Consider the following 18,382-nt stretch of genomic DNA (forward strand, 5'->3'; position numbering starts at 1 on the left):
CAGCACCCGGCTGCCGTCGGGGGAGACCTTGATCGCGAGCACGTTGGGCGTGTACGTCGTGGTGGTGCAGCCCGGGGGCGGGTTCGTCGGACAGGTCTGCGCCGGCCGCTGGAGGAACGTCGGCGCGAACGCCGTGTTCAGCGCGCCGGTCGCCGCGGTCACCGAGGCCATGTAGGCCTGGGTCTTGTTCTTGACCGTGGTGAAGTCGCCGCCGATGTAGACCGTGGAGCTCGTCGAGTCGATCGCCCGGACCGCACGGTTGGCGCCGGAGTTGAACGCCGTCACAAGCGCCCCTGTGGTGGCGTTGACCGCCGCAATGTGGTTGCGCGCGGTTCCGTTGACGGTCGTGAAGGCGCCACCGATGTAGAGGATGCTCTTGTCGGGCGACAGGTCGAGGGCGTAGATCCGGCCGTTCAGGGTCACGTTGAACGACGTCGCCAGGTTGCCGGTCGAGCCGCTCATCGCGGCCAGGTAGGTGCGCGCGGTCGCGGAGCCCGACCCGCCGGTGGGCGGCTTCACCGAGGTGAAGTTGCCGCCCGCGTAGATCAGGCCGTTGCCCGCTGCGACAGCGTCGACGACGCCGTTGGGCTGCCAGATCGGCGATGCGACGCCGCTGACGGCCTGGTCGTTGACCCCCGCCTGCGCGGGCCCTGCGGCGGTCGCCACGGCGACCGCTGGAAGGAGGGCGACGGAGGCCACGGCCGCCAAGGAGGTCCGGACTCGGCGAAGGCTTGCGCGTCTCATGTGATACCCCCACCGCCGCATCGAGGCGGCATCATGTATGGCCCGACGTCCCCGCGTCGAGATGGCACAGGCTAGGCCGAGGCGTGAGACAGCAAAAACCCCATATCTGATGAACCGTTAACGTCCATCGCTTGTTAATCGACAGGCAATTGTCAATAGGGCGTCAATGGAAAATCATTCTGTGTGCTGACAACCGCCGCTCCTCCCGACGTGCGGCAGACTGGGCCTCGACGTGCGAGGGTGGGAGAGCCTGATGCGGACGTTGCTGCCCGGGGAGAACCCCCAGGCCTACATCCCGGAGGACCGGCGCAGGGCGCTGGCGCACGGCCGCGCCCTCCCGCGACGCTCCGACGGGGCCGCGATCTTCGTCGACATCGCCGGCTACACCCCGCTCGCCGAGGCCCTGGCCGCCGCCCATGGCGGACGCCGCGGGGCCGAAGAGGTGACCGCGACCCTCGACCGGGTCTTCGCGCGGCTGATCGAGTCCCTGCACACCTGGCGGGCCAGCGTCGTCTACTTCAGCGGCGATGCCGTCACGGCCTGGATCGAGGGCGACGACGGCACGCGGGCGACGGCCTGCGCGCTGGAGCTCCAGGACGAGATGTCCCGGGTCGGCGTCGTGCCGACACCGGACGGCGCGCCGGTCGTGTTGGGGCTGAAGGTCGCGGTGGCCGTCGGGGGAGTGCACCGGTTCGTGGTCGGCGACCCTCGTGTCCAGCTGATCGACGTGCTCGCGGGTCAGCTCATGGACAGCCTGGCAGCCGCCGAGCAGCAGGCCACCTCCGGTGAGGTCGTGCTGGACGCCGGCGCGATGGCGTCGCTGGGCGAGCGCGTCACCCTGCGGGAGGAGCGATCCGGTGAGGCGGGTCCCGTCGGGGTCGTCGACTCGTTGCCGGGCGGGACGGCCGAGCCGGACGTTGCCGAGGAATGGCCGCGGCTGCCCGACGAGACCGCCCGGGAGTGGCTGCTGCCCGCCGTGTGGGAGCGGATGGTCGCGGGGCGCGGCGAGTTCCTGGCCGACCTGCGTCCCGGGGTCCCGGTGTTCGTGCGCTTCGGGGGGCTCGACTTCGACGGCGACCCCGAGGCACCGCGGATCCTCGACGACTTCGTGACCCGCGCGCAGCTGGTCCTCGACGAGCACGGCGGATCGGTGCTCCAGCTGACGATCGGTGACAAGGGCGCCTACCTGTACGGCGTGTTCGGTGCTCCGGTCGCCCACGAGGACGACGCCTCGCGGGCGTGCGAGGCCGCCCTCGGTCTCCTCGCGCTGCCCGCCGAGGTCGCGGTCACCGACATCGCGGTCGGGGTCGCCACGGGCCGCCTGCGAAGCGGCACCTACGGCCACGCCGAGCGTCGTACCTTTTGCTGCCTCGGCGACCCGGTCAACCTCGCGGCCCGGCTGATGAGCCGTGCGGGGAGCGGGGAGATCTGGGTGCACGGCGACGCAGCCCTCCAGACCGGAGAGCGCTTCGCCTGGTCCGACCTCCCCGACACCCGGGTCAAGGGGCGCAGCGACCCCGTCTCCGTGCGCCGCCTCGTCGGGCGGCAGGCCCGACCCGACCACGGCGCGAGGCGGTCGGCACACGCGCTGGTGGGCCGCGAGACGGAGCTGGCGCGGCTCGAGGAGCTGGCCGACCTGGCCGGAGCCGGCTCCGGCCAGGTCGTGGTGGTCCAGGCCGAGGCCGGCACGGGCAAGACCCGGCTGGTCGGTGAGCTCACCGCGCGGCTGGCGGACGACGGCGTGCCGGTCGTGACCGGAGAGGCGGCACTGGCCCGCCAGTCGGCCTACGCCGGGTGGCGTGACGTGTGGACCGGCCTGCTCGGGCTCGACGACGGCACGACACCCCACGACGCCCTCGCGGCGGTCGCGGCGCTCGACCCGCTGCTGGTCGCGCGCGCGCCGCTGCTGGGTCCGGTGCTCGGGCTGGCCCTGCCCGACAGCGACCTGACCGCGGCCTTCGACGGCGAGCTGCGCAAGGCATCCCTGGAGGACCTGCTGTCCCGGATGCTCACGGCCCTGGCCGCGCGCGGTCGGTTGGTCGTGGTCCTCGAGGAGGCCCAGTGGCTCGACCAGCTCTCCCGCGACCTGCTGGAGGTGCTCGGCCGGGCCGTGCCGAGGATCCCGGTCCTGCTGGTGGTCCTCAGCCGGCCCGACGGATCTGCCGTGGCGGGCCTGCCGATCCGGCCCGGACGCCACGTCACCGACCTGGTCCTCGGTGCCCTGGATCCCGCGTCGGCCCGGACCCTGGTCGCCCAGCGACACCGCGCCCTGGTCGGTCACGACCCCGCGCCAACCCTGGTCGACACCGTGGTGGCCCGCGCGGAGGGGAACCCGTTCTATCTCGAGCAGCTGGTCGAGTACGTCTCCTCACGCACCGGTGACGGCGCCCGGAGTGAGGATCTCGAGCTGCCGGCGAGCCTGCACAGCCTCGTGCTCAGCCGGATCGACGCACAGGAGGAGTCGACGAGGAGGGCGGTGAAGGTCGCCAGCGTCATCGGCCGTGACTTCCACACGCCGTTCGTGGCCGCGGTCTATCCCGACCTCGGTGCCGAGGCTGCCGTCGACTCCGACCTCGCCGCCGCGGCGGCGACCCGGCTGATCGAGCTTCAGGACGCCGTCGCCCGGGCCTGGGCCTTCGGGCACGTCGTGACCCGCGACGTCGCCTACGACTCGCTGCCCTTCAGCACGCGCTCGGTGCTCCACGGCCGGGTCGGCGACGCTCTCGAGAGTCAGGACGACGGCCCCCGGCGCCACCTCGACCTGCTCGCCTTCCACTACGCCCGCAGCGACGACGTGGTCAAGAAGCGGCACTACCTCTGGGAGGCCGCGGGCGCCGCCCGAGCGGCGTACGCCCAGGAGACGGCGATCGGCTACCTCGAGCAGCTGCTGCCCGTGGTCGAGCCCGCGCAGCGCGGCGACGTGCTGCTGCGACTCGCGGAGGCGCTGACCATCGGCGGCGACTGGGCCGCCGCCGAGGATGCCGTGGCCCGGGCCCGAGCCAGCGCCGAGGAGGTCGCAGACACCGCCGGGGTGGCCAGCTCACGGGTGGCTCGGGCCGAGCTCGACCGCAAGCAGGGCCGGTTCAGCGAGGCCGAGGAGGAGCTTTCCGCCGCGGAGGCGGCGTTCGCCCAGATGGGCGACAACGCCGGCCGCGGCCAGGTGCTTCACCTGCGCGGCACCCTGGAGTCCCAGCAGGGCCACCCGGCCCAGGCGCGAGCGGCGTACGAGGAGAGCCTGACCCTGCGCCACGAGCTCGGGGACGAGGGCGGAGTGGCGGCGATGCTCACCAACCTCGCGTTGGTCGCCGAGGACGAGGGCGACCTCGACCTGGCGGAGCGGCTCGGACAGGAAGGCCTCGCGAGGCGTCGCGCCCTCGACGACCGCCGGGCCGTCAGCGTCTGCCTGACCAACATGGGAATGCTGGCGACCGTGCGCGCCGACCTGCCTCTGGCCCGCGAGCGCTTCGAAGAGGCGCAGGCACTGGCCGAGGAGGTGGGAGACCCGTGGGTCGTCGCGGTCGGCCGGCACAACCTGGCCAACGTCAGCCGCGACCTCGGCGACCTGGCCTCGGCCGCCGCCGACTTCCGCATCGCCCTGGACGCCTACCTCGCGCGCGAGGACCGCTGGTCGGTCGCTCACGTCCTGGAGGACATCGCCGTCTGGGCCCTCGCCGACGGACCCGATGCCGACGCCGACGCGGCGTACCTGCTCGCGGCCGCGGGGCGACTGCGCGAGGAGATCGGTGCGCCGCGCTTTCCGCCGACCGAGGCCGCCCTCGACGAGGCGCTCGCGCCGGCCCGCCTGCGGACCGCCGCGACCGTGCTGGACGACGCCGAGACCGATGGCGCCAAGGCCGGGCTCGCCGACGTGGTCGAACGAGCAGGTGGGGTGCTCGGCCGGTGAGCGTCGTACCCCAGGTGCGAATAGCCCAGTCGTGCAGTGTGCCTGCCGGACGAAGGAAGGTACGCTGTGCCAGCCGCTCTCGGGGTCCCATGACGGGGGGATCGCGGTGACCATGAGAGTGAGGCCAGGGGGGCTCGTCAGTATGTCCGGTACGTTCCGCACGTCTTCTCGTACTTCTGTCCGGCGCCGGTTCCTCGGAGCCGTGGCCGCGTTGGCGACCGTCGTGGGTCTGAGTGCCCCGCTCGCGCTGGCGCGTCCGGCCGAGGCGGCGCCCGGCGATCCGGTGTGGACCGCCGCCGGTGACGGCACCGTGCACACGGTGTCGGACGGCACGGCGTCCGCTGCCCAGATGACCTACGAGGACGACGGGACCTTCTCCGGGTCCTGGACCTTCACCGCCACCGCCACCAGCACGGGCACCGTCACGGTGCCGTACTCCTGGCAGGGACTGCACGCATGGTTCGAGGTCACGGCGCGCCTCGACACGGTCGTGAACGGGTCCGTCACCGGCACGTTGGTCAACGACGGCCCGGTGGACTGCTGCACGAGCCCGTCCAACGGGTTCCTCTACGGCGGCGTGGCGACGTTCCAGGTGCACGCCGGAGACACCTACGGCTTCAGGCTCAGCGGGTCCAACGACGACTTCAACGACTTCCTGCGCGGCACGTTCACGCTCAGCACCAAGCCCTACCTCGACGCCAACCTCGGCACCGACAACCGCCAGTGGACCGGTGCCACCGAGCTCGACCAGGACGCGGCGGCCGACGGGAACCTCACCGTGGCCGGCGAGGCACGCTGGTACAAGATCCCGGTCGTGCCTGGTCAGCAGGTCACGGTCAAGCTGAGCAACCTGCCCGCCGACGACGACGTGGCGCTGTACGGCGACATCGGCGCGGCGTTCGACCAGCTGAGCAGCGGCAGCACCTCAGACCTGAGCCAGCTCGCGGCCGCCTCGGCGCAGACCGCGCCCGGGTCGTCGTCGCAGGTCCCGCAGTACCCCGCCGCGGCCACGACCATCCCCACCTCCAACGTGACGCCCGCGTTCGCGCCCCGGATCTACGCCCCCGACCTGTACGCGCCGCGGATCTACGCGCCGTCGGCGTATGCCCCGCGCATCTACGCGCCGTCCGTCTACGCACCGCGCATCTATGCACCAGATGCCTACGACCCGAGCCTGTCGGGTGATGCGGGGTTCAGCGACGCGTTCTCGGCCGCGCAGAACCAGACGCTGCTCGCGGTCTCGGCGAACTCCGGCACGCAGGCCGAGACGGTCACGGCGCCGAGCGGCAACACCTCGGGTTTCTTCTACGTCCGGGTCGAGGGCCACACCGCGCTCACGCCCGCCGGCGGCTTCCACGTGGCCGACACCGTCACCGACGCGAACGGCACCGACTGCGGCGGCCTCACCGACGACAGCAGCCTCCCGCTGGCGCTGACGCCGCCGACCGACCCGACCCAGCAGGCGCCGCAGTCTCCCGACCCGACCGACCCGACGACCGTGATCGTCACCGACACCGACCGGCTCGGCCTCGCGCCGTTCTCCACCGACTACGACACCTACCTCTCGTCCCTGGACAGCCTCGCCTCGGCGACCAACGGCGTCCGACTCGACGTGGCGCAGTCACCGCGGGTCCAGGCGCTGTGGGCCCAGGTCGACGCCAACCCGTCCTGCCCCTACGCCGTGAACCTCGTGGCGAGTGCGGTCAAGCAGCTGGTCGACAGCTCCCGCAGCTCGGCCAGCAAGTACGTCGTGCTGGCCGGCGGCGACGACGTCATCCCGTTCTTCCGCTACCCCGACGTCTCCGGTCTGGGCGAGGAGAGCCTGTTCTCCCCGCCCGTCCAGGCCGACACGCCGTCGGGTGCGAGCCTGCTCAACGACCAGGTGCAGAGCCAGGACGCCTACGGCACGGAGACGTCGGTGACCATCGGGGGAGTCACCCTCCCGGTTCCCGATCTCGCGGTCGGACGGCTCGTGAAGACGCCCGGCGAGATCGAGTCGACGGTGTCGCACTACCTCGGCCTCGACGACGGCACGCTGCCGGCGCCGACCTCCTCGCTGGTCACCGGCTACGACTTCCTCGCCGATGCCGCCGACGGTGTCGAGCAGGAGTTCCGGAGCGCGCTTCCCGCCGGCACCAACGACACCCTCATCGACCACCCGAACCAGGACGACGGCACGGCCGACAACTGGAACGCCGACCAGCTGAGCCACGCGCTGCTCGACTCCCACCACGACCTGGTCTACCTCGCCGGCCACTTCAGCGCCAACGACACCCTGGCCGCTGACTTCAAGACCGGGTTCGACGACCGGCAGCTCACGCCCGACGCCCTCGAGGACACCGTCGTCCTCAGCGCGGGCTGCCACTCCGGGTACAACATCGTCGACTCCGCGGCCGTCTTGAACCAGACCGACACGTTCGACTGGACCGAGGCGATGGCCGACCAGCACGCCGTCCTGATCGGCGGCACCGGCTACCAGTACGGCGACTCCGACTTCCTGGAGTACAGCGAGCGGGTCTACCTCGACATCGCCAAGCGGCTCCACGAGGAGACGCCGGGCGACTCCTCGGTCGCCGTCGGTACCGCCCTGGTGCAGGCCAAGCAGGACTACCTGTCGGGGCTGAGCACCGTCAGCGGGATCGACCAGAAGGCGATGCTCGAGGCCACGCTGTACGGCCTGCCGATGACCGGCCTCGACGCTCCGGCCCGCAGCCCGATCGCCACCGAGACCGCGCAGGTCGCCCCGCAGCCGGTCAGCGCGACGACGCCCGGGGCGACGTTCGGCCTCGAGACCGACGACGAGTCCTACGACACTCCGCTGACCACCCACACCAAGGACTCCGGCGTCGACCCGACCGACCCGGCGCAGGCCGGCCTGCCGGCCCAGAGCACCTGGCTGGCGGGTCGGGACGGCGTGAGCGTGCTCCCGGGCGCGCCCGCGATCCCCAAGCAGATCGAGGACGTCACGGCGCCCGGAGAGGTGCTCCGCGGAGTCGGCTTCCGGAGCGCCGACTACACCGACAGCACCGGCATCCTGCCGGTGACCGGGGCTCCTGCGATCGAGGGCTCGACGCCCAACACGACCTTCGAGTCCGACGCCTTCTTCCCGCAGCGACTGCTCACGCCCAACTACTTCGACACCCTGGGCGGTGGCGGGCACACGTCGTTGATCCTCAGCCCGGCGCAGTACGAGTCGGATGCCGGCGGGGCGTTGACCGACACCCAGCGGGCCTACTCCAACCTCGGCGTGCGGCTGTTCTACAGCGGCAGCGACGGCCAGTCGTTCGGGCAGAACCAGCCGTTGCTCGCGGCGGCTCCCAGCATCGGGAACGTCTCGGGCACGGTGACCGACGGAGTCGTGACCTTCTCCGCGACCGTCACCGGTGACCCGTCGGCGGGCGTCCAGCAGGTCTGGGTGACCTGGACCGGCACCGGCTCCGACACCGGCTTCGGACACTGGCGCTCGGTCGACCTGTCGCAGGACCCGAACGACTCGACCCACTGGACCGGCACGCTGGCCCTGCCCTCGGGCCAGTCGTCGGGTGGCATGCGGTTCCTCGTGCAGGCTGCCAACGGCGTCGGTGCGGTGGGCCTGGACACCTCCGACGGCGACGGCTACCGCGTCTTCCCGGCGAACGCGGACACCGCCACGGTCTTGCTCCAGACGGCGACGCCGTCCGCCGGCTCGCCGTTCGGCGTCACGGCCACCGTCACCAACGCCGACGGCCCGGTGCAGGGCCGGACGGTGCGCTTCACGGTCTCGAGGAACGGCACCCCGCTCTTCCAGTACGCCGACGCGTCCGCGGCCGACGGCACCGTGGTGCTCCAGCTTCCCGCCGGGCAGGGCCTGCCGTCGGGCAAGCTGAGCGTCCAGGCCGACCTGATCGGGGACGACGGCGAGCCGGCCGACTCCCACACCGTGCAGATCGAGCTGGCCACCGCGACCATCACGCTCAGTCCGACCTCGGCGGTCGCCCTTCCGGCCCTCACCCTCGGGACCGTCAAGGCGACCGTGACCGACGGCATCGGCCCGGTGGCCGGCGTCCCGGTGACGTTCACGCTGCCCACCACAGCTCCGGGCGCGGTCTTCCCGGGCCTGAGGACGACCGCCACGGTGACGACGAACGCCCAGGGGGTGGCGGTCTCGCCGAAGATGACGTCGCGGCTCGTGGTCGGGACCTTCGGGGTCGAGGTGAGCGCCCCCGACGCGGTCAGCGCCACCGAGGCGATGGCGACGCAGTACCTCGTGGTGCCCTTCGCCTCGCCCGTCAGGCTGATCGGCAACACCACCGTCGGCGTCAAGGGCAAGCTCCACCTGACGACGGCTCTGCTCCGGCCGATCCAGCTCATCCCCGACAAGACCGCGCAGGCGCTCGTGGCGGCGCATCGGGTCCAGATCCGATGGCGGCAGGCCGGGACCACGGGGCTCTGGACCGCTCGCACCGACCTGGTGACCTACACCCAGAAGAAGCACACCTTCGATGCCGACCTGGTCGCGAGCACGCTGGGCTGGGTGAAGGGCAAGTCCTACAACGTCAGCTTCCGGATCCTGCCCGGGCCGACGGACGTCGTGCCGACCGGCAACGACCCCGTCAACGGCTCGTTCGACCTCGGCGACCGCAGCTTCACCGTGCAGGTCACCGGCTAGTGCCCCGCACCGGAAGCCCGGTCAGTCGACGAGCTCGCGCAGCTGACGGATGGTGGCCGCGGGGTCCTCGGAGGCGGGCAGTACCTGGAGGTTGGTGACGCCGGCCTCGGCGAAGGCGGCGATCCGCTCCTTGACGTACGACAGGGGCCCGACGAGGTTGCCCAGCTCGAGGAGCTCGGTGGGCACCAGCGCCTCGGCATCGCGCTTGTTGCCCGCGAGGTAGAGGTCCTGGATCTGCCGGGCCTCCTTCTCGTAGCCGTACTTGACGGCGAGGTCGTTGTAGAAGTTCTTGCCGCGCGCGCCCATGCCGCCGACGTACAGCGCCACGGTCGGGCGCGCGAAGTCGAGCAGGGCCTTGGTCTCGGGGCCCTCGCCGATCGCGACCATGCCTCCGGCACAGATCTCCAGTGCTGCCAGGTCGCTGTGGCGCTTGGCCTTCCCGGCGGCGAGGGCCTCACCCCAGACCTGGCCCGCCTTCTCCGGGACGAACAGGAACGGCAGCCAGCCGTCGGCATACTCCGCGGCGCCCTCGACGCTCTTCGGGCCCAGCCCGGCGGTGTAGAGCGGGATGCTCGGCCGCTCGGGTCGGGTCATCAGCTTCAGCGGCTTGCCGAGGCCGGTGCCCTGTCCCTCGGGCAGCGGGAGGGTGAAGATGCCGTCGTGCACGAGGGTCTCGCGGCGCAGGCCGCGGCGGATCAGGTCGATGATCTCCTTGGTGCGGCCGATCGGCTTGTCGTAGGCGACGCCGTGGAAGCCCTCGATGACCTGCGGGCCGCTGGCGCCCAGCCCGATGATCGCGCGGCCCTGGCTGACGTTGTCGAGGCCGGCCGCGGTCTGCAACAGGGCGCCGGGGGTGCGGGAGTAGACGTTGAGGATCGCGCTGCCGATCTCGACCCGCTCGGTCTTCGCGGCGAGATAGCCCATCAGGGTCGGGGAGTCGAAGCCGTAGGCCTCGGCCACCCAGACGGTGTCGAGCCCGGCGTCCTCGAGCGCGCGCACCTGGTCGGCCGCCTCGCGGGGGTTGCCGGCGTACATCAGCTGGGTCGAGAGCCTCACACCCCCGACTGTGACAGAAACACTGTCACGGTCGCAAGGCGCGGGCCGGTCAGCCGCCCAGGCCCGCGAGCACCTCGGCGCGGGGCAGCTCGCCGAGGAGGCGGCCGGGGACGAGCAGCTTGGAGCGGCGTACGCCGGACCCGACCACGGCCGCCTCGATGTCGAGACAGGCCCGGTCGACCAGCAGCCGCCAGTGCGCCGGCAGGCCCACCGGCGTGATGCCGCCGTACTCCATGCCCGACTCCTCGACGGCTCGCTCCATCGACAGGAACGAGCACTTGCGCACGTCCAGGGTGCGCTTGACCAGGTTGTTCACATCGGCCCGGGTGTCGGCGCGGACCAGGCAGCCGGCGACCCGCTCCTCGCCGTCGCGACGGCCCATCACGACCACGCAGTTCGCCCCCGACTCCATCGGCACTCCGTAGGCCCGTGACATCGCGGCCGTGTCGGCGAGGTCGGGGTCGATCTCGACCACCGCGACCTCCTCGGCGCCGGGCCATCCGCGCAGCGCCTCGACGACGGACGGCGCGAGCAGGTCGGTGCGGGAGAGCGCGGGCAGGGACTCCAACCCCGGCAGTCGTGGCAGCATGCGGCCAACTCTGGCATGCCGTCGCTACGGTTCACCCGTGGGACTCGTCGCTGCGGTGGATCGCGGACAGCGGCGTTACTCCGTCTTCGGCCTGCCGATCGCGATCTTCTACAAGTACGTCGACGACCAGGGCAACTACCTCGCCGCCACCATCACCTACTACGCGTTCATCGCGATCTTCCCGCTGCTGCTCCTCGGCAGCTCGATCCTCGGCTTCTTCCTCCAGAACGACCCCGACCTGGCACAGCGGATCCTCACCTCGGCGCTCGCGAACTTCCCGATCGTCGGCGACCAGCTGGGCCGCCCAGGAGGCCTCAAGGGCTCGGTGGCCGGCGTGGTCGTGGGCAGCCTGGCCGCTCTCTACGGCTCCCTGGGTCTGGGCCAGTCGCTCCAGAACGCCAACAACGTGGCCTGGTCGGTGCCGCGCAACCGCCGGCCCAACCCGATCACGCTGCGCCTGCGCAGCCTGCTGGTGCTGGGCGCGACCGGAGCCGCGATCATCGTGATCACGACGCTGTCGACGCTCGGCACCGACACGTCCGCCTTCGGGACCAAGGCCAGCGACAGCCTGGGCTGGCTGGTGCGGCTGGCCAGCGTGCTCGTGCTGGGCAGCGTGCTGACGCTGATCTTCCGGTTCACCACGACCGCGCGGCGGACCACCCTGGCGCGCGCCGCCCCGGGCGCCTTCGCCACGGCGGTCATGTGGGCGGCGCTCCAGTACGGCGGCACGCTCTACGTCGACCACGTGATCAAGGAGACCAGCGGCATGAACAGCACCTTCGCCCTCGTGCTCGGCCTGGTCGGGATCATCTACGTCGCCGCGGTCATGGGCGTGCTGGGCATCGAGGTGAACGTCGTCCTGGCGCGGCGCCTCTGGCCGCGCTCGCTGGCCAGCCTGTTCACCGACAACCACGACCTGACCGACGCCGACCTCCGCGCCTACGCCGGCTACGCACGCTCCCAGCAGCACAAGTCGATCGGCTCCATCGACGTGACGTTCACCGATCCCGACACCGGCGAGATCCGGCTGCCCGACGAGAGGCTGTGACCTGGACCTGGACCTGGACCTGGCCTGCGCGGCCGGGGGGTCAGCGGCCGCGCAGCCGCGGGGTCGCCGCGATCAGCCCCGCGGCGCCGGCGGCGACCCACGGGATCGGCAGCAGCCAGCGGAGCCCGTGCCCGCCGACCGCTCCGGACTCGACCAGGGCCCAGTTCAGGACCAGGCCCAGGAACGCCACCCCGAACACCAGGTGCAGCACGTTGACCTGGTGGACGCCGGCGGCCCAGCTGCGCTCGGGTTCGGCGTGCGGCTCGTGAGCGGGTGTCGCGGCCTGCCCGGCCTGCTGGTGAGGCTCGGGGAAGGCCTCGGTGGTCTCGTCGGTCACGGCAGGCTCCTTCGGTCGTTGGACTCGGCGTGCACGTCGATGCCTCCGACGTGGAGATCGGCGTCGATCCTCAGGCGAGGGGCGTGCGGCCCGGCGTCGTAGGTGCTGTCGACCTCGGTGTCGATGCCTCCGCCGTCCCGGTCGAAGACGTTCATCCCGCCGACGCCGGTCACGTGGGTGTCCGCCACGACCGTGACGTCGGCCGGCACCCGGATGTCGAGGTGGCCGACGTTGCCGGTGACCGTGATCACCCGGCCGTCGAGGGACGCGGGGTCGGTGACCGACGAGAGGTCGAGCACGAGCTCGCCGACGTCCATCGAGTAGCTGCTCCGGACCTGGGCGGAGCTCGCGGGCACCACCGTGGTGCGGTGGGGGTCCCAGCGGTCCGCGATCGTGGTCCCGACCGTGACCGCCGTGGCGACGAGGCCGACCAGGATCATCCCGCCGGCCCGGCCGTAGAACGAGCCGACCAGCAGGAACACCGCGCTGACCGCGACTGCCGTCGCCGGGTAGGCCGAGGGCGCGACGTCGCCCCCGGCGAGGTTGGCGATGCCGAGGGTCCCCAGGGCCACGACCAGCACGGCCAGCGCGTACCAGAACAGGATCGGGCCGCGCTTGCGCGGGTTGACCGGCCGGGGCTGCTCGGGCACGACGTAGGACGGGGGCGCGGCATCCGTCTGCGCCGCGGCGTACGTCGCGGGCGCGACCTCGGTCTGCGGCACGGCATCGGCCTCGGCCGCGGCGTCCGGGGCGACCGGCGCCCAGCTCGACGCCGGCGGGGCCTGCGGGTCGTGCGGAGCCTGCGGCCGGTCGCGACGGGTGAGCTGGAGCGCGACCACGACGGCTCCGACGATCGCGGCCAGGAAGAACAGCGGCCCGGGGGTGCCCCACCAGCCGTGCGACATCAGGAGGACCAGCGCGAAGGCGCCGATCACGATCAGGGCCACAGTGCGGCTGCGCCGGTCCAGCTTGATCGTGGCCCAGTCGCTGCCGTCCTCCGGCAGGAGCAGCCACAGGGCGACGTACAGCAGGAGGCCGACACCGCCGAAGAAGGTGAGGACCACGAACGCCACCCGCACGATGATCGGGTCGATGTCGAGGTGACGACCGAGCCCGCCGGCGACTCCCGCGATCTTGCGGTCCGTGCGGCTGCGCCGGATCCGGCCGAGGTCGCGGGTGTCGTCCCAGCCCACACGAGGGCCGGAGTCCGGTGGCCCGGGCGGTGTGGAGGCGTCGGGTGGCGTCGTGGACATGGCACCAACGATGCGGCACGCGGCGCCCGCGGACCATCGGGGGAACCCCTGATCCCGCCCGTGCGCCCCCGGGTGCGGCTCAGGGTAGGGCCGGGGGTCGTCCTCGTGGTCCGGGCGTCGCCGACCTGCGACGATGAAGATGTCATGACCGCCACAGCCCCTGCCTCCGAGACGCCCGGTCCGTCGGTGCGCAAGGCCTACCGCGACACCGGCCAGCCGATCATCGGCGGCGTCGCGGCAGGGCTCGCGCGTCATCTCGGCCTGCCCGTCGTGTGGGTGCGCGCGGCCTTCCTCGTGCTCGCCGTGCTCGGTGGCAGCGGGGTGCTGTTCTACGCCGGACTCTGGCTGGTCCTGCCGGCCCAGCCCTTCGACCGCGAGGCGCCGGGCCTGGAGAGCGCGAGCCGTCAGGGCCGGCGTCCCGGGCGGATCCGCCGCCTCGCCGACTCCGGCCCGGCGGTCGCCTTGGTCGCGCTGGGTCTGGGGCTGGTGTTCACGGCCGAGGCGCTCTTCGGCGGCAGTGGCGTCCTGCTCTGGGCCGTCGTCCTGGCGGTGCTCGGCTTCGGGCTGCTGTGGCGTCAGGCCGACGAGGCGCAGCGGTCGAGGTGGCTGGACCAGTCGGAGCGGCTCAACCCGGTCCGCGCGGTCTTCGGCGACGGCGGCTGGGCGGCGTACCTGCGGGTGGGCGCGGGGTTCGTCCTGGTGGTCTCCGCGATGGCGCTGTTCGCCGTGCGGCACGGGCACGTGCAACAGGTCACCGACGTGCTCCTCTCGGCCGCGCTCGGCGGGATCGGGCTGGCGATCGTGCTCGGACCGTGGGTGTGGCGGCTCACCAACGACCTGAGCGCCGAGCGTGCCGAGCGGGTCCGCACCCAGGAGCGGGCCGACCTCGCCGCCCACCTCCACGACTCCGTGCTCCAGACCCTGGCCCTGATCCAGAAGAACGCCGCAGACGCGCCGACCGTCGCCCGGCTGGCGCGCTCGCAGGAGCGCGACCTGCGGTCGTGGCTGTTCGACACGACACCCGGCGGCGGCACCCTGGCCGGTGCCCTGCGCGAGCTGGTGCGCGAGATCGAGGACACCTACGGCGTCGACGTCGAGCTGGTCACCGTGGGAGACGTCGGCATCGACGACACGACGGCGCCGGTCGTGGCCGCCACGCGCGAGGCCACCACCAACGCCGCCAAGCACGCCGGCACCCCGGCGGTCGACATCTACGCCGAGGTGTCGCCGACGGCGGTCGAGGTGTTCGTGCGCGACCGCGGGGCCGGGTTCGACCCCCAAGCAGTGCCCGCGGACCGGCACGGCGTGCGCAACAGCATCCTGGACCGGATGTCGCGGCACGGGGGGACCGCCGAGATCCGCTCCACGCCGAAGACCGGGACCGAGGTGCGGCTCACGCTGCCCCGAGGCGCCCATCGCGGCAGCCGCCCCGACACCCGACCCGACAGCCGACAGGAGAGCAGCACGTGAGCCAGCCCAGCAGCGTCCGGGTCCTCATCGTCGACGACCACGCGATGTTCCGTGCCGGCGTGCGCGCCGAGCTCGGCACCTCGGTCGACGTGGTGGCCGAGGCCGCCGACGTCGACACGGCGGTGGCAGCCGTGGCCGAGCACCGGCCCGGCGTCGTACTCCTCGACGTCCACCTGCCCGGGGGAGGTGGCGCCGAGGTGATGCGCCGGCTGGGCTCGACGATGGCGCCGCTGATGTCCTCGCCGCAGGCACCGCGCTTCCTGGCGCTGTCGGTCTCCGATGCCGCCGAGGACGTGATCGGCACGATCCGCGCCGGCGCCCGGGGCTACGTCACCAAGACCATCACCGGCCCGGAGCTGATCGACGCGATCCGGCGAGTGGCAGAGGGGGACGCGGTCTTCTCGCCGCGGCTGGCGGGGTTCGTGCTCGACGCGTTCGCCGGCACGATCGAGATCTCCGCGGTCGACGAGGACCTCGACCGCCTCACCGAGCGCGAGCGCGAGGTGATGCGCCTGATCGCGCGCGGCTATGCCTACAAGGAGGTGGCCCGCGAGCTGTTCATCTCCATCAAGACCGTCGAGACCCACATGTCCAGCGTCCTGCGCAAGCTCCAGCTCTCCTCACGCCACGAGCTGACCCGCTGGGCCTCGGACCGCCGCCTCCTGTGACCCGCGAGACCCGGTGCCGGTTCCTGGGGCGTGACCGCGGTCTCGACAGGCTCCCCCGACGGAGGGTGGGCTCGACGGCGCTCGGCCCTGGGGGCGGTGGGCCGTAGGCTGGCCCGGAGATGAGCGACACCCTTCCGATCCTGGGCCTTGGCCTCCCCGAGACCGATGCCGAGACCTCGAAGAAGCCGAAGGGCCTGACCGCCGAGGAGCTCCTGGCGGGCCTCAACGAGCCGCAGCGCGCCGCGGTCGTCCACGAGGGCTCGCCCCTGCTCGTCGTGGCAGGTGCCGGCTCGGGCAAGACGCGCGTGCTGACCCGACGCATCGCCTGGACCGTCTCGCAGCGCAAGGCGCACCCGGGGTCGATCCTGGCCATCACCTTCACCAACAAGGCGGCCGCCGAGATGAAGGAGCGGGTCGAGGCGCTGGTCGGTCCGCGGGCGCGGCTGATGTGGGTCTCGACGTTCCACTCGGCGTGCGTGCGGATCCTGCGCAAGGAGATCGACAAGCTCGGGTTCAGGTCGAGCTTCACGATCTACGACGCGGCCGACTCCAAGCGGCTGATGACGATGGTCGTGGGTGACCTCGACCTCGACCCCCGTCGCTACCAGCCCGGTGCCGCGCTGCACTGGGTCTCCGCCCACAAGAACGAGCTGCGCGGCCCCGCGGAGGTCGCGGCCGACACCCACAACAAGTTCGAGGAGGCCTACGCCGCGGCGTACACGCGCTACCAGCAACGCCTGCGCGAGGCCAACGCTCTCGACTTCGACGACATCCTCACCTTCACCGTCGACGTCTTCGCGACGTTCCCCGAGGTGCGCGAGACCTACCGTCGGCGCTTCCGGCACGTCCTCGTCGACGAGTACCAGGACACCAACCACGCGCAGTACGCGTTGATCCACCAGCTGTGCGCCGACCCGCTGGAGGATCCGATCTCGTCGGTCGAGCCGGTCGAGACGACCGGGACCGAGCGCGTGCCGCCGGCGGAGCTGATGGTCGTCGGCGACGCGGACCAGTCGATCTACGCGTTCCGCGGCGCGAACATCCGCAACATCCTCGACTTCGAGCAGGACTTCCCCAACGCGACCTCCATCCTGCTGGAGCAGAACTACCGCTCCACGCAGACCATCCTCAACGCCGCGAACGCCGTGATCGGGCACAACCGCGGTCGCAAGCCCAAGAGCCTCTGGTCCGACGCCGGTCCGGGGTCGGCGATCGTGGGCTACGTCGCCGACGACGAGCGCGACGAGGCGAGGTTCGTCTCCGGTGAGATCGACACCCTCACCGACGCCGGCTCGCGGCCGGGCGACGTGGCCGTCTTCTACCGCACCAACGCCCAGTCGCGCGTCTTCGAGGAGGTGTTCATCCGGCACGGCATGCCCTACCGCGTGGTCGGCGGCGTCCGCTTCTACGAGCGTCGCGAGGTGCGCGACGCGCTGGCCTACCTGCGGATGCTGGTCAACCCCGACGACGAGGTGTCGCTGCGCCGGATCGTGAACACCCCCAAGCGCGGCATCGGCGACCGGGCGCTGGAGTGCGTCACCTCGTTCGCCCAGCGCGAGCGGACCACGTTCTGGGAGGGGCTGCGCCGTGCCGACGAGGCGCCCGGCCTGGTGACCAGGTCGCTGGTGGCGATCCAGGGCTTCGTGGCGCTGGTGGAGGAGCTCCAGTCCATGGTCGAGGCCGGCGAGCGGGCCGACGTGGTGTTGGAGTCGGTGCTGGCACGCTCGGGATATCTCGACGAGCTCGAGGCCTCCGACGACCCCCAGGACGGCACCCGCCTGGAGAACCTCGCCGAGCTCGTCGCGGTCGCCCGCGAGTTCGCCGACGACCCCCAGGCCGGGCCGTCGGCAGACCCGGCTGACGTCGACGCGGGCGTGGTCTCGCCCGGGCTGTCGGACTTCCTCGAGCGCGTCGCGCTGGTCGCCGACACCGACCAGATCCCCGACGCTCCCGGCCACGACGGCTCCGAGGACGTCGGCATGGTCACCCTGATGACGCTGCACACCGCCAAGGGGCTGGAGTTCCCCACAGTCTTCCTGTCCGGACTCGAGGACGGCGTCTTCCCCCACTCACGCAGCCTCGACGACGGCCGCGAGCTGGAGGAGGAGCGCCGGCTCGCCTACGTCGGGCTCACCCGGGCGCGTGAGCGGCTCTACCTCTCCCGGGCCCTGGTGCGATCCGCGTGGGGGGCGCCGGCCCACAACCCGGCGTCCCGCTTCCTCGGCGAGGTGCCCGACGAGCTGGTCGACTGGCGGCGTACCGAGGCCGACCAGGTGCACTGGAACCGACCCGACCTGTCGCGCACGACCGGCTTCGGCGCCCCGGCTGGTGGCGGGCTGGGGCAGCCGACGGCGGCCGGGCGGCGGCACTTCGGGGCCGCGGCGGCCCGTGCCGACGTGGCGGCGAAGTCCAAGCCCGCCCGTGCCGTCCCGACGCTCTCCCCGGGCGACCGGGTCACCCACGACACGTTCGGGCTCGGCACGGTGGTGGCCGTGGAGGGGGTGGCGGAGAAGTCGGTCGCCTCGATCGACTTCGGTGCCGACGGTGTCAAGCGACTCTTGCTGAGATACGCGCCGGTCGAGAAGCTGTAGGGCTTGCGGTGGCGCGGGAGTCACCGGGTCTCGACGCGCCCGTGCGACCCCGTTCCTCGGGCGCGACCGCTCGC

Annotated in this window: 10 protein-coding genes and 1 pseudogene; 6 read left to right on the forward strand and 5 right to left on the reverse strand. The window is 72.2% G+C overall.

Features of this window, described 5'->3' with window-relative positions:
* Positions 1-699: pseudogene (locus VHW64_RS17540) on the reverse strand (hypothetical protein); the annotation flags it as partial.
* Positions 700-997: 298 nt separating this feature from the next.
* Here VHW64_RS17540 and VHW64_RS17545 point away from each other — a divergent pair.
* Positions 998-4,648, forward strand: coding sequence for an AAA family ATPase (locus VHW64_RS17545; protein ID WP_329651864.1), 3,651 nt, complete (start codon positions 998-1,000; stop codon positions 4,646-4,648).
* Between the two features lie 223 nt (positions 4,649-4,871).
* The gene (locus tag VHW64_RS17550; protein ID WP_329651865.1) at positions 4,872-9,296 is read left to right on the forward strand and encodes a hypothetical protein; all 4,425 of its coding nucleotides are present in this window, start codon (positions 4,872-4,874) and stop codon (positions 9,294-9,296) included.
* Positions 9,297-9,317: 21 nt separating this feature from the next.
* Here the strand turns inward: VHW64_RS17550 and VHW64_RS17555 are convergent, their stop codons facing one another.
* Entirely contained in the window at positions 9,318-10,352 is a 1,035-nt protein-coding gene (locus tag VHW64_RS17555; protein WP_329651866.1) for an LLM class F420-dependent oxidoreductase, read from the reverse strand.
* Positions 10,353-10,401: 49 nt separating this feature from the next.
* A complete protein-coding gene (locus VHW64_RS17560; RefSeq protein WP_329651867.1) occupies positions 10,402-10,941 on the reverse strand; it encodes a YbaK/EbsC family protein in 540 nt (179 codons plus the stop codon).
* A 37-nt stretch (positions 10,942-10,978) separates the two neighbouring features.
* Here VHW64_RS17560 and VHW64_RS17565 point away from each other — a divergent pair, with 37 nt between their 5' ends.
* Complete coding sequence (locus VHW64_RS17565) at positions 10,979-11,989, forward strand: YihY/virulence factor BrkB family protein (protein ID WP_329651868.1); 1,011 nt, start codon at positions 10,979-10,981, stop codon at positions 11,987-11,989.
* Positions 11,990-12,029: 40 nt separating this feature from the next.
* Here the strand turns inward: VHW64_RS17565 and VHW64_RS17570 are convergent, their stop codons facing one another.
* Positions 12,030-12,326: a hypothetical protein gene (locus tag VHW64_RS17570; RefSeq protein WP_329651869.1), complete on the reverse strand. Its 297-nt coding sequence runs from the start codon at positions 12,324-12,326 to the stop codon at positions 12,030-12,032.
* Positions 12,323-13,579: a PspC domain-containing protein gene (locus VHW64_RS17575; RefSeq protein WP_329651870.1), complete on the reverse strand. Its 1,257-nt coding sequence runs from the start codon at positions 13,577-13,579 to the stop codon at positions 12,323-12,325. Before VHW64_RS17575 ends, VHW64_RS17570 begins: the two co-directional genes overlap by 4 nt.
* Positions 13,580-13,723: 144 nt before the next feature.
* Here VHW64_RS17575 and VHW64_RS17580 point away from each other — a divergent pair, with 144 nt between their 5' ends.
* The 3 genes from VHW64_RS17580 (at position 13,724) to pcrA (ending at position 18,308) form a co-directional block, all read left to right on the forward strand.
* On the forward strand, positions 13,724-15,049 hold the full coding sequence (locus tag VHW64_RS17580) for a PspC domain-containing protein (protein ID WP_329651871.1): 1,326 nt from the start codon (positions 13,724-13,726) through the stop codon (positions 15,047-15,049).
* Complete coding sequence (locus VHW64_RS17585) at positions 15,046-15,717, forward strand: response regulator transcription factor (RefSeq protein ID WP_329651872.1); 672 nt, start codon at positions 15,046-15,048, stop codon at positions 15,715-15,717. The genes VHW64_RS17580 and VHW64_RS17585 overlap by 4 nt, the downstream gene beginning before the upstream one ends.
* Positions 15,718-15,836: 119 nt before the next feature.
* Positions 15,837-18,308 carry a DNA helicase PcrA gene (gene pcrA, locus VHW64_RS17590; RefSeq protein ID WP_329651873.1) on the forward strand — a complete coding sequence of 824 codons (2,472 nt, stop codon included), beginning with the start codon at positions 15,837-15,839 and terminating at the stop codon, positions 18,306-18,308.
* The last annotated feature ends 74 nt before the right edge of the window (positions 18,309-18,382 follow it).

The sequence above is a fragment of the Nocardioides sp. genome, from assembly GCF_036267815.1.
In the GTDB taxonomy this organism is placed as follows: Bacteria; Actinomycetota; Actinomycetes; order Propionibacteriales; family Nocardioidaceae; genus Nocardioides.